At 32.9% G+C, this 15,403-nt stretch carries 16 protein-coding genes and 1 pseudogene; 6 read left to right on the top strand and 11 right to left on the bottom strand.

The window, feature by feature from the left end; genetic code table 11:
• Positions 1-19: 19 nt before the first annotated feature.
• Complete coding sequence (locus SJY24_RS06170) at positions 20-922, top strand: diacylglycerol/lipid kinase family protein (RefSeq protein ID WP_377864070.1); 903 nt, start codon at positions 20-22, stop codon at positions 920-922.
• A gap of 78 nt (positions 923-1,000) precedes the next feature.
• Here SJY24_RS06170 and SJY24_RS06165 read toward each other — a convergent pair whose 3' ends face one another.
• Positions 1,001-1,681: a DUF7003 family protein gene (locus tag SJY24_RS06165; RefSeq protein ID WP_377864069.1), complete on the bottom strand. Its 681-nt coding sequence runs from the start codon at positions 1,679-1,681 to the stop codon at positions 1,001-1,003.
• 192 nt (positions 1,682-1,873) lie between these two features.
• Between SJY24_RS06165 and SJY24_RS06160 the strand changes: the two are divergent.
• A pseudogene (locus SJY24_RS06160) lies at positions 1,874-2,833 on the top strand (Rpn family recombination-promoting nuclease/putative transposase).
• A 39-nt stretch (positions 2,834-2,872) separates the two neighbouring features.
• On the opposite strand, the gene SJY24_RS06155 reads toward SJY24_RS06160, so the two are convergent.
• From SJY24_RS06155 to SJY24_RS06130, 6 genes are all read right to left on the bottom strand, one after another.
• Positions 2,873-3,637 (bottom strand): hypothetical protein, encoded by a 765-nt coding sequence (locus SJY24_RS06155; RefSeq protein WP_377864067.1) that lies wholly within the window; start codon positions 3,635-3,637, stop codon positions 2,873-2,875.
• A gap of 52 nt (positions 3,638-3,689) precedes the next feature.
• Positions 3,690-3,944 (bottom strand): hypothetical protein, encoded by a 255-nt coding sequence (locus SJY24_RS06150; protein ID WP_377864066.1) that lies wholly within the window; start codon positions 3,942-3,944, stop codon positions 3,690-3,692.
• A 44-nt stretch (positions 3,945-3,988) separates the two neighbouring features.
• The gene (locus SJY24_RS06145; RefSeq protein ID WP_377864065.1) at positions 3,989-5,908 is read right to left on the bottom strand and encodes an ABC transporter permease; all 1,920 of its coding nucleotides are present in this window, start codon (positions 5,906-5,908) and stop codon (positions 3,989-3,991) included.
• Positions 5,895-6,665, bottom strand: coding sequence for an ABC transporter ATP-binding protein (locus tag SJY24_RS06140; protein ID WP_377864064.1), 771 nt, complete (start codon positions 6,663-6,665; stop codon positions 5,895-5,897). The genes SJY24_RS06145 and SJY24_RS06140 overlap by 14 nt, the downstream gene beginning before the upstream one ends.
• Before the next feature lie 154 nt (positions 6,666-6,819).
• Positions 6,820-6,999, bottom strand: a complete 180-nt coding sequence (locus SJY24_RS06135; protein ID WP_377864063.1) for a hypothetical protein — start codon at positions 6,997-6,999, stop codon at positions 6,820-6,822.
• Positions 7,000-7,074: 75 nt separating this feature from the next.
• Positions 7,075-7,422, bottom strand: coding sequence for a YxeA family protein (locus SJY24_RS06130; RefSeq protein ID WP_377864062.1), 348 nt, complete (start codon positions 7,420-7,422; stop codon positions 7,075-7,077).
• 216 nt (positions 7,423-7,638) lie between these two features.
• On the opposite strand from SJY24_RS06130, the gene SJY24_RS06125 reads away from it, so the two are divergent.
• Positions 7,639-8,097 carry a helix-turn-helix transcriptional regulator gene (locus tag SJY24_RS06125; protein WP_377864061.1) on the top strand — a complete coding sequence of 153 codons (459 nt, stop codon included), beginning with the start codon at positions 7,639-7,641 and terminating at the stop codon, positions 8,095-8,097.
• Positions 8,098-8,170: 73 nt separating this feature from the next.
• Positions 8,171-8,554 (top strand): hypothetical protein, encoded by a 384-nt coding sequence (locus SJY24_RS06120; protein ID WP_088040316.1) that lies wholly within the window; start codon positions 8,171-8,173, stop codon positions 8,552-8,554.
• 71 nt (positions 8,555-8,625) lie between these two features.
• Here SJY24_RS06120 and SJY24_RS06115 read toward each other — a convergent pair whose 3' ends face one another.
• Both SJY24_RS06115 and SJY24_RS06110 read right to left on the bottom strand, forming a co-directional pair.
• Entirely contained in the window at positions 8,626-9,225 is a 600-nt protein-coding gene (locus SJY24_RS06115) for a DedA family protein (RefSeq protein ID WP_377864060.1), read from the bottom strand.
• Entirely contained in the window at positions 9,225-9,803 is a 579-nt protein-coding gene (locus tag SJY24_RS06110; RefSeq protein WP_377864059.1) for a class I SAM-dependent methyltransferase, read from the bottom strand. Before SJY24_RS06110 ends, SJY24_RS06115 begins: the two co-directional genes overlap by 1 nt.
• A 414-nt stretch (positions 9,804-10,217) precedes the next feature.
• Between SJY24_RS06110 and SJY24_RS06105 the strand changes: the two genes are divergently transcribed.
• Positions 10,218-11,444, top strand: coding sequence for a helix-turn-helix domain-containing protein (locus SJY24_RS06105; protein ID WP_377864058.1), 1,227 nt, complete (start codon positions 10,218-10,220; stop codon positions 11,442-11,444).
• 462 nt (positions 11,445-11,906) lie between these two features.
• A complete protein-coding gene (locus SJY24_RS06100) occupies positions 11,907-12,236 on the top strand; it encodes a YolD-like family protein (protein WP_377864057.1) in 330 nt (109 codons plus the stop codon).
• A gap of 243 nt (positions 12,237-12,479) precedes the next feature.
• Here the strand turns inward: SJY24_RS06100 and SJY24_RS06095 are convergent, their stop codons facing one another.
• Together SJY24_RS06095 and SJY24_RS06090 are read right to left on the bottom strand one after the other, a co-directional pair.
• Positions 12,480-14,429, bottom strand: coding sequence for an FtsX-like permease family protein (locus SJY24_RS06095; RefSeq protein ID WP_377864056.1), 1,950 nt, complete (start codon positions 14,427-14,429; stop codon positions 12,480-12,482).
• Positions 14,416-15,186: an ABC transporter ATP-binding protein gene (locus SJY24_RS06090; RefSeq protein ID WP_000859659.1), complete on the bottom strand. Its 771-nt coding sequence runs from the start codon at positions 15,184-15,186 to the stop codon at positions 14,416-14,418. The genes SJY24_RS06095 and SJY24_RS06090 overlap by 14 nt, the downstream gene beginning before the upstream one ends.
• Positions 15,187-15,403: the final 217 nt, after the last annotated feature.

Raw genomic sequence — 15,403 nt, 5'->3', positions numbered from 1 at the left:
ACAAAGGGAGAGAATAAAAATGACAAAGACAAAATTTGAAAAAGTACTCCTCATCGTAAATCCGAAAGCAGGACAAGGCGATTTACATACGAACTTAACGAAAATCGTACCACCTCTTGCGGCAGCTTTTCCCGACTTACATATCCTTCATACGAAAAAGCAAGGTGATGCAAAAAAATATTGTCAGGAGTTTGCTAGTAAAGTAGATTTAATTATCGTCTTTGGTGGTGACGGTACTGTATTTGAATGCACAAATGGCTTAGCACCTCTTGAAACTAAACCTACACTTGCAATCATTCCGGGCGGAACTTGCAATGACTTCTCTCGCACGCTCGGCGTTCCGCAAAACATTGCAGAAGCGGCAAAACTTATTACAAAAAGACATGTAAAACCAGTTGATGTCGCAAAAGCAAACGGGCAACACTTCTTAAACTTTTGGGGCATTGGACTCGTATCTGAAGTATCAAACAATATCGATGCGGAAGAGAAAGCAAAGCTTGGTAAAATTGGTTACTACTTAAGCACCATTCGAACTGTCAAAAACGCTGAAACATTCCCAGTAAAAATAACTTACGACGGACAAGTATATGAAGACGAAGCTGTCCTTGTTATGGTTGGAAACGGTGAATATCTCGGGGGTATCCCATCCTTTATTCCGAACGTAAAATGTGATGATGGAACACTTGATATTTTCGTAGTCAAATCAACAGGCATTCAAGCGTTTAAAGATTATATCGGAAAGAAACTATTTGAAGACTCAAACGAAAATGATATCTTCCACGTAAAAGCGAAATCCATTCAGATTGATACAGAAGAAGAAAAAGAAGTAGATACTGATGGAGAAAGCTCGCTCCATACACCGTGTCATATTGAATTGTTACAAGGGCACTTCACGATGATTTATAATCCTGCGGTTGTTTAATGAAAAAAGACTATCCGATTTTTAACATTTCGGATAGTCTTTTTTAGTAAAAATGCGCTTTGATCTACTCTTTCATTTTTAATATGAGTTTTCGTAATCAAACTCCACCCAATTTTTCCAGTGCGTATTAGCATCCTTATCTACAATAACATTTGGATCTTGCTTCTCTATCGCTGCAGCTACTGATTGGAAGAATTCATTTTCACTTACTTTCTCTTCTTCAACATGTTGCCACTCTTCCGTTTCATAAGCTACTTCCCAATCACCTTTTAAACCGAACTCTTCTAAAATTTCTTCTTTATCCCACCATAATAACTTTCTAGCCTCGTCATTAGCAGCAAGCATACGCATGAAATATGTTGGATAAGACTCTTTCGTTTTCACTTCTATTCCATTATTCGCATAATCTTCTTCTGTAAATTGATATTCAAAATGATGATCGCGAATTTTTAAACTACCGTTATGAATATCCGGTATAAATTCACCTTCATCATCAAATAATTCATAATCTCCATCTTTTACTTGCAAAATACCGTCATCACCAATTGAATGATTCATTCTATCGCCATATACTTGAATATCATTAAATACACCTAATGAACCTACACCGACAATTTGAAACATCATTAACCAATCCTTAGTATCTTTAAAGAAAAGAGAGAATTTCACTTGCGAAATATCCATATATTCATTATCAAAGGCAGGAAATTCATAGTTACTTTGCTTTCTATCTAATAGCTTCAAAATATCTTTTTGCATATGTATCACCTTTTCATCAATATAAACAAAAATTATTTTTTTGATTTCACTAGAGTATAACATAGACATACTTGCCTTTCATTTTCTAATAATACTACTAATAAAATAGCAGAAGGGTCTGTTTGCATGCCCCAGTTCTTTTTAGATACAATGAAGGAAAGACGCAACCTGATACAAGGGAGAGAAAAAACTGTGTTCAACCAACAGTTAGTTAATTTACGCATTGATTTTGCATTTAAACAATTGTTTGGTACGAATGGTAGTGAAGATATTCTAATTGCATTTTTAAATGCCATGTTACAAGAGTCTTTAGAGTCGCCCATTGCTTCTCTACAACTAGAAGATCCACATTTACATCGGTAATATGAAGAGGATAAGTTATCTATTTTAGACATTTCAGCGACATTAAACACAGGAACAAAAGTAAATGTAGAAATACAGCTCAATAATAATCACGATATGATAAAACGTAGTTTATATTATTGGGGAAAATTATACACATCCCAATTACAAAAAGGTATGCCTTACAGTTCGCTTCATAAAACCATCACCATTAATTTATTGAACTTCATAATGTTTTCAGATCGCAAAGAATTTCATACAACGGGAACATTATGGAATACACAACAACAGAAACTCTTAAGTGATGACATAGAAATTCACATTGTAGAAATTCCAAAGTTAACAGAACAATGGCATGAAGAAAAAGTAAATCCGTGGGAAGATCCATTTGTTCGTTGGCTTTTATTGCTTTCAGCAAATGAGGATGAGCACTTAACTAAAACATTGGAGGATATTGCTATGAACCGAGATCCTATTTTACAAAAAGCGATAAATAATTGGGAACGTATGAGTCAAGATTCTTCTTTCCGACAAGCCTATGACGCAAGGGAGAAAGTTTTAATGGATGAGGCAGCAAAATTCGCCCACGCAGAGACAGAAGGAATAAAAAGAGGAATGGAACAAGGAATAAAAAAAGGGATTGAAAAAGGCATCGAAAAAGGCATTGAAAAGGGTCGAAAAGAAGGGATTCAGCAGGGAAAAATTCAAATGATTAAAAGTATGTATGATCTTGGTATACCACTTGAAACGATTGCTAAGGCAAGTAAATTAAGTGTGCATGAGGTTGAGCATATTTTAGGACATAAATAGTAATAAAAAAGAGCTTGAATGGTTTCAAGCTCTTTTTTATCAACTTTCCTCTATTCTTTCAATCTTCCAAGCTAAATTATCTGGCTCGTTTTTCTCTAAAAAGGTTAACATCCACACAGTTTTCCCTTTGTCGTTCATCAACATCACCTTATGGTTTAACTTCCAAGCCACGTCACTAACATGATTAAACATTTTATACATATCTTCTTCTCTCATAAGCTTTTCCTTTTTGATTAATCGTCTCGTTCTATACTCCCTTATTTCTAAGTACATATCAGCATAAGCCACTTCATACTGCCAAATTATACTACATACATATTTTTTATTCGGACTACTCTTCTTTATATATACAAGTTCATTTTTATAATCCAAATCCAGTACCTTATTGTATGCTTTTTCTAACATCTCTATATCCCAATCACATTCCACAGCTAAACTCTTCATTTCAGTATGAACGATTTGAAGGGCTAATTCTTTTTTCTCTCTATCTGATAAATATGGAAAATCATTTACACTCCCATACTCTACAAACACATTCATATATTCAGGAAAAATTCGATATTTCTTCTCCCACTGATTTAATAATGAAATATCATCCACACAGTAAATCAAAATAACTTTTTCATAGTCTGTTCTTAACTTTGACATATGTCGCTCGTATAAAGAAGTAATACAGCTCGTTTCTTTTAAAAAAGATATCTCTTCCTCATAGTTGCTTGAGGATGTTAATTGTAATACCTCTAGACTACTTATATTCTCTTTTCTTTTTAGAAAACTTAATCGGATATCTCTTATAATCGGCATCTACTCTCTCCTTCTTAATACTACGACTATATAATTGATTCTCTAGCGCTAACTAATCAGTTTCAACCCAGCCCATTCCCATATAGAGAAATAAAAGCCCCACTACAAAAAAGAGCGCACCAACTAAAAAATAGAACGGTGCTCCGTGCAGCGGATCACAAAATAGCTCTAGAATGTTTTGTGCCACTACTGTCCATTTATCTTTTTTTGAATTTTTTTCTTTTATTTCTTTTACAAACCTATACATACTTAAACCAATAAAAATGATGCCTATCAATAGGCACCCTACTATGATAAGAATTCCCAAATATAGCACTCCACTTAAAATATCCTTGTTATGTACACCCTATTTTAACTAAAAAGGCGAAAATAAGAACGAACCGTTAAGAAATAATATCCAATATAAATGACACTATACACACCAATACTAATTAATAACGGTACTGCAATTTCATATGGAAGTACTGTCGCTAATCCTTTTAGCGCAAATAAAGTGTGCAATATACCCACTACTAAAGGAATGAAGAAGATAAATCTCATTTGCTTTGCGATTGCCTTTTTCATTTCTTTTTTCGTTACTCCAAGCTTTCGAAGAACGATGTAACGTTCACGATCTGCATGTGCTTCTGTTAATTGTTTGAAGTAGATGATAGATCCTGTTGCAAGTAAAAATACAAGTCCTAAGAACATACCACTAAACATAATTAATCCTGATATTTCAATACCGTCTCGGAAAGTGGTATAGAAGTCACTGAACTGCCTCTGACCTTCCACATCTTCTTCTGGTATGAATTGTTTTAATTTCTCTGTTAGCACTTTACTATTTCTTTCATCTTTTACATCAATGTTTTGTACAGTGTGAGAACCGACTGTCTTCTTCGCCTGCTCGTACACTTCATCTGGAACGACGATTACTAGTTCATATAAGTTCGTAATGTTGCGTCCTTTTACTTTTTTTATTTGTACTGGTGCTACTTCTCCAATTGGGAATATAGCCTTTCTATTTTTATAAACGCCTGTATCTCTACTTCCTTCACCGTGCATAACATCAAATGCATATGCTTCTGTCTTTTTCAAATCCACTGTTTCTTCATTTAAATATTTTGCAATTTTATTAAATGATGATTGCGCCATAAGATCAGTCGTTCTTGATTTTAAGGCATCTTTATTTGAAACATCGTCACCAAATTCACCGACTACCTTTACTGTTTCTAACTCATATTGATGAATAACTTCATTCTTTTCTGTTTCCTCTTTTAAAATCTCCTTCACTTTGCGATCTACATGATCATCTTTCTTTTCATAGGAATAACTAATCGGCTTATATTTCTTTGCCTGCATGTATGTGTTGTAATACATTGTTACTGAAGTTCCAACTGCTGTTAACGTTACTGCGCTTAATACTGCAATTGTTGCTAACGATTTTGCATTTCCTTTAATGCGGTATAGTAATTGAGATGTTGTAACAATTTGCATTCCGTTATAGAATGAAGATTTTTTGTTTCGCACTCTTTTTAATACAAAAATAGTAAAGAACATAAATAATAAATACGTTCCAAGTACTGTTGCTAATAAAATGTAAAGAGCAAGTGGCATAAAGTCATCACCGTTAGCATTTTTAATAGCTGTTACTGATAAGAAATATCCTGAACCAATTAATAATATAGAAACGATAGCCATAATTTTAGAGCCCTTTGGCATTCCTTCGCCTTCATTATCTGCACGGAATAACTCGATTAACTTAAATTGATAAATAACACGATATCCTTTAAAAGATGTGTATAAAATAATAAAACAAAAAATAACTGCTGTATCTATAACCGCCCCAATTGGTATTTCAAAATGAACATTTACGCCTAATTCCATCATGCTTACTAACAATTGAAGGAATGATTTTGAAAGTAAACTACCAACTACAATTCCGATTACTAATGACAGTAAGCCCATTAACATATTTTCATAAAACAACATTTTGCCTATTTCTTTTTTTCGAATACCTAGTAAAGAATAAAGACCTATTTCTTTCTTACGCTTTCGTGTGAAAAATCCATTTGAATATATAATAAATATCGCGACAAAAATAATAAGCATGACACTCGCAAGTTGAAACCCATTGCTCACTTGCTCTCCAGCTTCTCCTACTTGTGAATTGTACTGCAATGATTTAAATGTAAAATAAATTACGATACTAAAAATCATAGAAGCAAAGTATATAAAGTAATCTTTAAAATTTCGTTTTATATTACGAAGAGCAATGCTATATAAGCTCATTTATAGCACCTCCAGAAATAGAAGACATAACATCTACAACTTTTTGGAAGAACTGTTTACGTGTAAGCTCCCCGCGATATAACTCTTTATACAATTCACCATCTTTAATGAATACAACTCGTTTACAATAACTTGCGGCGAATGCATCGTGCGTTACCATTAAAATCGTCGCATGATCTTTTTCATTTAATGATTTCATACTTTCCAATAAATCCGTTGCTGACTTAGAATCAAGCGCACCAGTTGGCTCATCTCCAAAAATCATACTTGGATTTGTTACAATTGCTCTTGATGCTGCGCAGCGCTGCTTTTGTCCACCTGATATTTCATATGGATATTGATTTAAAATATGATCTATTCCAAATTTCTTTGCAATCATCTCAACGCGAGATTCTACCTCTTTCGCTTTCACTTTCGATAAGGCCAGGGGCAATGCAATATTTTCTCGTACTGTTAACGTATCTAATAAGTTATAATCTTGGAAAATGAATCCTAAATGATTTCGGCGGAATAACGCTAATTCATCATCATTCATCTTCACGATATCTTTTCCATCAATTAAAATCTCGCCTTTTGATGTTGTATCAATAGTAGAAAGAACATTCAAAAGCGTCGTTTTCCCAGAACCAGATGGCCCCATAATACCGATAAATTCTCCTTCTTTCACCTGTAAATGAATATCTTTCAGCGCTTCAAATGTATTACTACCTGTATTATATATTTTCGAAATCCCTTTCGCTTCTAGCATTGTTTTCATCTATCTATACCTCCTGTTATGATTCTTGATGTTCCCTTTAAGCAACAGAGTTCAGTATAAATAGATTTTCTTAACAAATAGTCACGGGGTTTCTTAATATTTTCTTAAAAAGAAAAATCCGGAACCATACAAAATGATTTCGGATTTACTGTCGTTAAAATATTACATTACATTTCGAACAAAAAGGAGCGGAATTGCCTCTCCTAATTTTCGAATCACATTTTGGACAATATACATATCGCTCTTCTATCTTTTCTCGTTCTATCATATGTAAAGATACTATTCTCATACTACACATAATCCCAATTAAAATAAGGCTAACAATGAGTAGCATCACTCTCGCCTCCTCTCGCTAAATTTTACCATAAAATAATAAAACCGATTCTCTCATTGAGAATCGGTTTTATACTTACAGTCCTAACTTAGCCTTCGCCCCATCAGGAATTTTATCTGTTGTTACTTGCACCTTATCATGTAAGAACTTACCTCTCGTAAGCACATGCCAGTATGAGCCTTTTGGTAATTCATCTACTTCGTCAATTGTAACTTCTTTTTCCTTACCATTTTCATCATAAGCTTTCACTTTATATTCACGACCTTTATTTCCACCCAACTCTTTTCCATCGCTATCAATTATTGCATAATGGTCCTCTATATCAAGAAAGGGATTCATTTGATCTAGCTTAGCGCTCCCATTTAATAAATATGCCGCTCCTGCTATGATGACAAGTAATGATGCAAGGATAAATCTTTTCATCTATATTCCGCCTTTCATTATGTTTTCTTTAAGATGTTTCTAAGTATAGAGCGTATTTCTTAATAAAAACTCGTACGGTTTCTTAACATTTTCTTAAACTAAAAGTGAAATATAAATTAGAAAGATCAAATCAGCCAAAAGTAACTCTTTGCACTACCATTGACAAAATTACACCTTTAGTGTAATTTTACACTATAATAAAAAAGGAGCTGTATTATGGATAAACAAAAATTTATTGAACTCGTCAATTCAAAATTAAAACTCATCCGTGTTGAAAATAATTTATCACAAGATAAAATGTCAGAAATTATTGGTTTATCGAAGAAAACATTAGTGGAAATTGAAAAAGGAAGACGTACCCTAACATGGTCAGGTGCAGTTTGTGTCGTAACACTCTTCGAACAGAGCGATACAGTCCAAATGACATTCGGAGATGATGTGAATGAAATTATAAAAACAATCGCTTTTACACACTACAATACAAACTTCCCGAAGACGTTAGGAGGAAAAATGTGGTGGCGACAAATAAAAGAATTAAACGGTTATCAAATACAACAAAATATTTTATCTCAACATTATCGAATTTTAGATAAAGAAGACCGCAGAATATGCCATTCATTCGATTTGGATGAAATTGAAAAGCGATTTATGGAAATGGCAAAAACATCTCAATAAAGTAAAACTTTAATCAGTGGGAATTTTACTGCCCTTTAATACGGGATAAAATAAATTTCGGAGTATAATTCAAATGAAAAAACAGACAAATATCACGATTTTAAATACGTTAATCATTAGCACCTTAGTATTCAATTTATTTATTTTCACATCAAGAATGAGCTTTTTACCTTGGTATATTGAGGATGGATGGGGATATTTAGGATTAGTATTTACATCCTTTATTTTCTTACTTTGCTTCTTTCAATCTTCGAAGCTTCATAACGGTGGAAAGTTAACTACGATACAAAAGTTCATTCCACTTGCTTCTGCCGCACTTTCAATCTTTGTTCTTATCACTCCATCAAGTGATTTTATGACTATACTAGCTAATCTGATCAATACAATCATATTAACAATTTATATAACTGTATTTCAAACAACACCTAATGTAAGTAATAAGGAGCTATTACATTAAAAGGGAGAGTTATTTTACAAAATAACTCTCCCTTTTATACTACTCTCAATAAGCATAAACCTTTAGTCTATTTACTTACTCATCACTGTACTTCTTCTTTGCTTATACAAATAAATACCACTTGCAACAACAAAAACAATCCCGCCAAAATACGCGCCATACTTTATCGCAACTGCTACAATACTTTCAATATGTTGTCCAAATAAAGAACCGAGCACAAAATAAACAAGTGTCCAAACGAACCCTGTCGTATAGGAATATAAAGCATACGTCTTAAATGACATGTTATTCATTCCAACTAAATACGGCACAATATGTCTTACAACAGGTATGAAATAACTTGTAACTAACGCATACTGACCGTATTTTTCAACCATCTGTTGCGATTTTAAAAGATATTTTGCTTTTTTCTTTTTCATTAGCTTATCAAGTACTTTCGTACCAAATACTTTTCCTAATATATAACCTAAAGAAAGCCCTGATACAACACCTAAATATGTTAAGACAAAAGCGGGAATTACATTTAATATGCCTAATGATGATACGAAACCGCCACTCATTACAATCATTTCATCTGGAATTGGCATACCGACGATCCCGAGCCATAAACAGAAAAATAATGCCCAATAACCGTACTGCTCAATGTATGATAATAATTCATGTAATTCCATTATGCATACGCCCTCCGTAATTCTTTTTTGCAGCTAAAGACGTAAGCCGGCGGAACATTTAACCACACTTTTTTCAATGTAATTTCAGGAAAGAAATGCTGTATAAATCCCTTTTTCACAAGTGAATATTGAAATGTAATAAATTCACCGTTCTCATGTATGGCTTCCATCACATTATTTAAAATACGCTTTGAAACCCCTTCTGGTAAAGAAGTAAAAGGCAATCCCGATAAGACGTAATCAATGCATTCTATATTGAACTCTTCCATATATTTTTTTATATTTTCAGCTGAACCGTGTACAACAATGACGTTCTGCTCATTTTTAAACATTCTCGTTAACTCTTTGCAAAACACTTCATTAATTTCAATAAGAAGTAATACCGTCTCCTTCTTCTTTCGCTTCATAATTTCTTTCGTAAAAGCTCCTGTGCCAGGACCTAGCTCTACAATGTATTTCGCTCTATTGAAATCAATTACATCTACCATTTTTTTTGCTAATATTTTAGAACTCGGTGCAACTGCACCAGTATGTTTCGGATGTTTGATAAATTCATGTAAGAATGTTATGAGTTGCATGTAAATCTCTCCCCATTCGTTCAATAGTTTTTAACTTGTTTCTAAGTATAACTATCGTTTCTTAACAAAAATTGAGGAGATTTCTTAAGATTTTATGAAGAATGAAAAAGCATTATCTATCATTCTTATACATAAAACATTTCATATTCCATATATAAATATCTCTTTTATATTTATTAATTTGGTATAATGGATATAAAAACAACTTTTATGGAAGGTACCATTGCTACGTCTATTTTCACACAACATCTTTGGAAATTAATCTGTAAATCACCTTTCATCCCTATCCAATATATGTAATTCTTTTCATGTAAGTAAAAAATTAATATAATAAGAAATTTATATCTTATAGAAATGAATGTAGATCTAAGTATGAATATGTGGTATTTCAAAACTATTTAAAAGGAGAAAATAATGAATAATTCCATCGACCTACAGCACTTATGTGATCTTGTACATAGTACATTTCATGTTCCTGTTCAGTTTCTATCTACTGATAAAAAAATTGTATATGAATCTACTTCTCATACGATTGGTAGTCCCTTTTATTCTTCTAAAGAAGAACATCTTAATGAAATTTATCAAGAAAACACTCCTTGTAATTTTCCAATTTTCAAAGGAAATAAGTATCTTGAGAATTTCATTAGTATCCATATAACAAATCATGAACATGTAAAAGGAACTATAATAGTCGGCCCCACTACCTATCCAAAGGTATCAGATGAAATGGCCATCAAACTTATGGAATATTTTAATTGTACTAATATACAAAAAGGAATAGACTACTATCAATTTCTACCCGAGATTAAAAAAAGTACTCTAATTGATATAAGTATTTGGTTACATTACGTAGTTTTCAATGAAAAATTAGATAGAGATATTGTTTGGGAAAAAAATAAATTACTAGAAGATGTTTCTTACAAAATTGTAAATCCTGATTTATATATTTCAAAACGTCGCCGGCATGATCCGCAAAATTATGACATATCATTGGAACGTAAATTTTTTTCAGCAATTAAAGAAGGAAATAAAGAAAAAGTAATACAATATGCGTATTCATTTCCACAAGAGGATGCGGCGATTTCATCAAAAGGAGATCAACTCAGAAACCAAAAAAACAATGGTATTATCGCAATTACTTTAGCTATTCGATATGCGATAGCTGGTAATCTTCCATCACATATTGCTTTTTCACTTGGTACTTTATATATCCAAACCATTGAAAAACTAGATAACATGTACTCCGTAAATAGATTAATTGAAGATGCCTTATGTACTTTTGCAGAACGTGTTACAGAATATAGTAATCAAGCATATTCTAATTCAATAACTACATGCCTAAATCATATTCACAAACATATTTACGATGAAATATCTCTCAATGATCTTGCTAGCCTTTTAGAGATTTCTCCTACTTATTTATCTAAGTTGTTTAAAAAAGAAGTAGGGATTCCTTTAAGTGAATACATTCAAAGGGAACGAGTAGAAGAAGCCAAAAAGTTATTAACATTAACAACATATCCACTATCGGATATTTGTGCTTGGCTTAATTTTAATGATCAAAGTTATTTCACAAGAGTTTTCAAAAAAATCACTAGTATGACCCCTAGACAATATCGGGAAAATCATACTGTAATATAGAAGCGATTTCTTAACACTAGGTGAGATAGATATAATACTAGCTCACCTACATATAAAATTCACCAATTCAATACATCCTATCATTTGTGAGTAGTAATACTCTCACCTCAAAATCAGTCGATTGTTTCTTCTTTTTTATATTCTTTCTATTTATCTTTACACGCCCCTATTTCCCTTAATCCTAATAAAGTTCTAGCCCCTTCAAAAAAGTACAATAATGACAAATAAATTACTATAAATAAGTTGATAAATTTGATAATTTTTTAATACTAAGCTAATTCGCCATAATTTCTTCATTATATAAGTTTTATAGCTGACTACTTCTCAAAATAGGCTTTTTATACAGTGTGTACAGTTCAAGAACATAAGAAATTTAGCGCTTAAATTAATAGTAATTAAATAGTAACTGTTCTTCCTAAGTTAGAAAGATACAGAAAATATATTGTTAGGAGAATATAAGGCATGAGTAGCGCAAATATATCAAAAGATAGCGACACTTCGAAATTGAATCAAATGACTATTACACCTGAACAATCTGCTGGCACACGCAAGGTTATTAAAGGACCAATAAGAGTATCACCACAAAATGATAGGGAGCGGATTGAAGATCTTCTATTACAGTCATTCATTTCCGAAAAAGAAATATTAATCACTTATTATGAAGATCGTTATTTTCCCTCAAGCCGTATGACTGTAATTGAAATAAACCCTTTGAAGCGTTATGTAATATGCATAGATACCTTTGACTATAAACATACCTTTAATTTTATAGACATAATTGATGCGCATTAATTATGTCTATAAAATTCATGCTATTCCCATCGAGTAATATGTAACCCTTCATTTTCATCCTTTTATTAATATAATCAGAATGATAAACTTTTAGTACACAAATTCTGTTTGCCTATTCCCTCCCCAAATGTTATTTTGTTTATCTCTCACTAGCGCTTATCAAAAAAAAATAGTGATTCACCTGACTAAAAAATCAGGTGAATCACTATTTTATAATTCTTATTTCCTTACAGCTACCATCTATTACTTCGCGCTCACAATCTTATAATAAGAGCGAACTGTTAAGAAATAATATCCAATATAAATGACGCCATATACTCCGATACTAATTAGAAGCGGAATCATAATTTCAAATGGTAGTATGTTCCCTAAACCTTTTAATGCAAACAAACTGTGTAGAATTCCGATTACTAGTGGAATTGCAAAGATAAAGCTCACTTGTTTTGCTATAGCTTTTTTCATTTCTTTTTTCGTTACACCGATTTTATGAAGGACAACGTAACGCTCACGATCTGCACTTGCTTCTGTTAGCTGTTTGAAGTAAATAATAGAACCTGTTGCTAGTAAGAATACAAGTCCTAAGAACATTCCGATGAACATCATTAGTCCAGTTGCTTCAAGTCCCATATGGAAACCAGTATAGAAGTCTCTAAATGGTGGTGCCATTTCTGATTCACCAGCTGGCATCACTTTTGTTAATTTTTCTGTTAATACTTTACTGTTTCTTTCATCTTTTACATCAATATTTTTCACAATACGTGTTCCAAATGCTTGCTTCGCTTGTTCATACATTTCATCCGGAACGACAACAACTAATTCACCTAAGTTCGTAATTGCATTATCATTTGCACCTTGGATCGTCAATGTCTTCGTTTCATTTCCAATTTGGAATACCGCTTTATTTCCTTTATATTCAGGGCTAAACTCATACCCTTCAATATAAGAACTATCATATATAAAGGCTTCACCAGCAGCTACATTCACTGTTTCTGCATCGATTTTTTTAGCAAGTTTATTAAATTCAGATTGAGATATAAATTGATATTTCTCTGAGATACTGTAGTTCATATTAAAGATGAAATCGACTTTAACTCCTTCAAACTTTCCTTTTACAGGAACCATCTCAACTTCAAATTGATCTTTTACGGGGTGATTCTCTTTTTCCTCAGCAAAAATCGCATTTACTTTCTTATCTAGTTCTGCATCTTTCTTCTCATAAGAGTAGCTGTATGGTGCAACTGCTTTTGATTGTGTAAATGTGTTGTAATACATCGTAACTGACGTACCAACCGCTGTTAATGTTACCGCACTTAAAATAGAAATTGTCGCAAGTGACTTTGCATTCCCTTTAATACGATATAGTAGCTGTGACGTCGTTACCATATTCATACCATTATAAAACGATGATTTATTATTTCTTGCACGTTTCAATACGAATACAGTAAAGAACATAAATAGTAAGTACGTACCTAATACTGTCGCAAGTAAAATATAAAGTGCAACTGCCATAAAGTTTGCATACATAATTGCCTTCATAAACATTAACGCTAAGAAATAACCTGAACCGATTAAGAGAACTGAAATTAATGCCATAATGACAGATCCTTTTGGCATTGCTTCTCCTTCACGTTCTGCGCGGAAAAGTTCAATTAACTTAAAGCGATAAATTAAACGATACCCTTGGAGTGATGTATATAAAATAATCACAAAGAAAATAATTGCTGTATCAATAATGGCAGCCATCGGTACTTCAAAATGAACGTTTAAGTTTAATCCCATCATATTTACTAATAACTCAAGGAATAATTTTGAAAGGACACTACCAATCGCAATCCCGATTACTAATGACATTAATCCCATTAACAAATTTTCATAAAAGAGCATTTTACCGATTTGTCTTTTACGAATACCAAGTAACGAATATAGTCCAACTTCCTTTTTACGCTTTCGTGTAAAGAAGCCGTTCGAATATATAATGAACACCGCTACGAATATAATTAGCATGACACTGGAAACTTGAAATGCACCGCTAATTTTTTTAGAACCTTCCGCAGCTTTTTCCATTTGTGAATTGTACTGCAACGCCTTAAATGTAAAATAAATGACGATGCTAAAGATCATAGATGCAAAATATACAAAGTAGTCTTTAAAGTTCCGCTGTATGTTGCGGAGGGCAATGCTAGATAAGGTCATCAGCCATACCTCCAGAAATAGAAGACATTACGTCAACGACTTTTTGGAAGAACTGTTTACGTGTTGATTCACCGCGGTGCAATTCTTTATATAGTTCACCATCTTTAATGAAAATAACTCGTTTACAATAACTCGCCGCAAATGCATCGTGCGTTACCATTAAAATTGTAGAGTTATCATATTCATTTAACGACTTCATACTTTCTAGCAAGTCAGTTGCCGATTTTGAATCAAGTGCTCCAGTCGGCTCGTCTCCGAAAATCATACTAGGACTTGTAACAATCGCACGCGATGCTGCGCAGCGCTGCTTCTGTCCACCAGATACTTGATATGGGAACTGACTTAAAATATGATCAATACCGAATTTCTTTGAGATTTCAAGAACGCGGCGATCAATCTCACTCGCTTTCACCTTTGATAACGCAAGAGGTAGCGCAATATTTTCTTTCACCGTTAACGTATCTAATAAGTTATAATCTTGGAAAATGAACCCTAAATGATCACGTCGGAATAACGCCAGCTTATCATCGTTCATCTTCACGATGTCTTTTCCATCAATTAAAATCTCACCGTTCGTCGCATTATCAATTGTAGAAAGAACATTTAAAAGAGTCGTCTTACCCGAACCAGAAGGTCCCATAATTCCAACGAACTCACCTTCTTTTACTTGCAAGTTAATACCTTTTAAAGCCGCAAATTTATTCCCACCTGTGTCATATACTTTTTCAATATTTTTTGCTTCTAACACTGTTTTCATCTCGACATCCCTCATTTCTTCTATTCTCTATTTTCAACTATATACACTCTCTACTCTTGCCACTATCGATGTTTCTTACACAAACATGACAGTTATGTAAGGCACATAAGCGGAGAAATCAAAATTTAACCTAATGAGCTAAAGTACTTTGTTACTATAACATTGGGATATCATACCATCCATTCATTCTCCTTACAGGAACATTACAATTTTGTAA

The organism is Bacillus sp. R86525, assembly GCF_042466195.1.
Lineage (GTDB): Bacteria > Bacillota > Bacilli > Bacillales > Bacillaceae_G > Bacillus_A > Bacillus_A nitratireducens.
The sequence above is the reverse complement of the archived record's forward strand: the minus strand, read 5'-3'. Positions and strand labels throughout refer to the sequence as shown.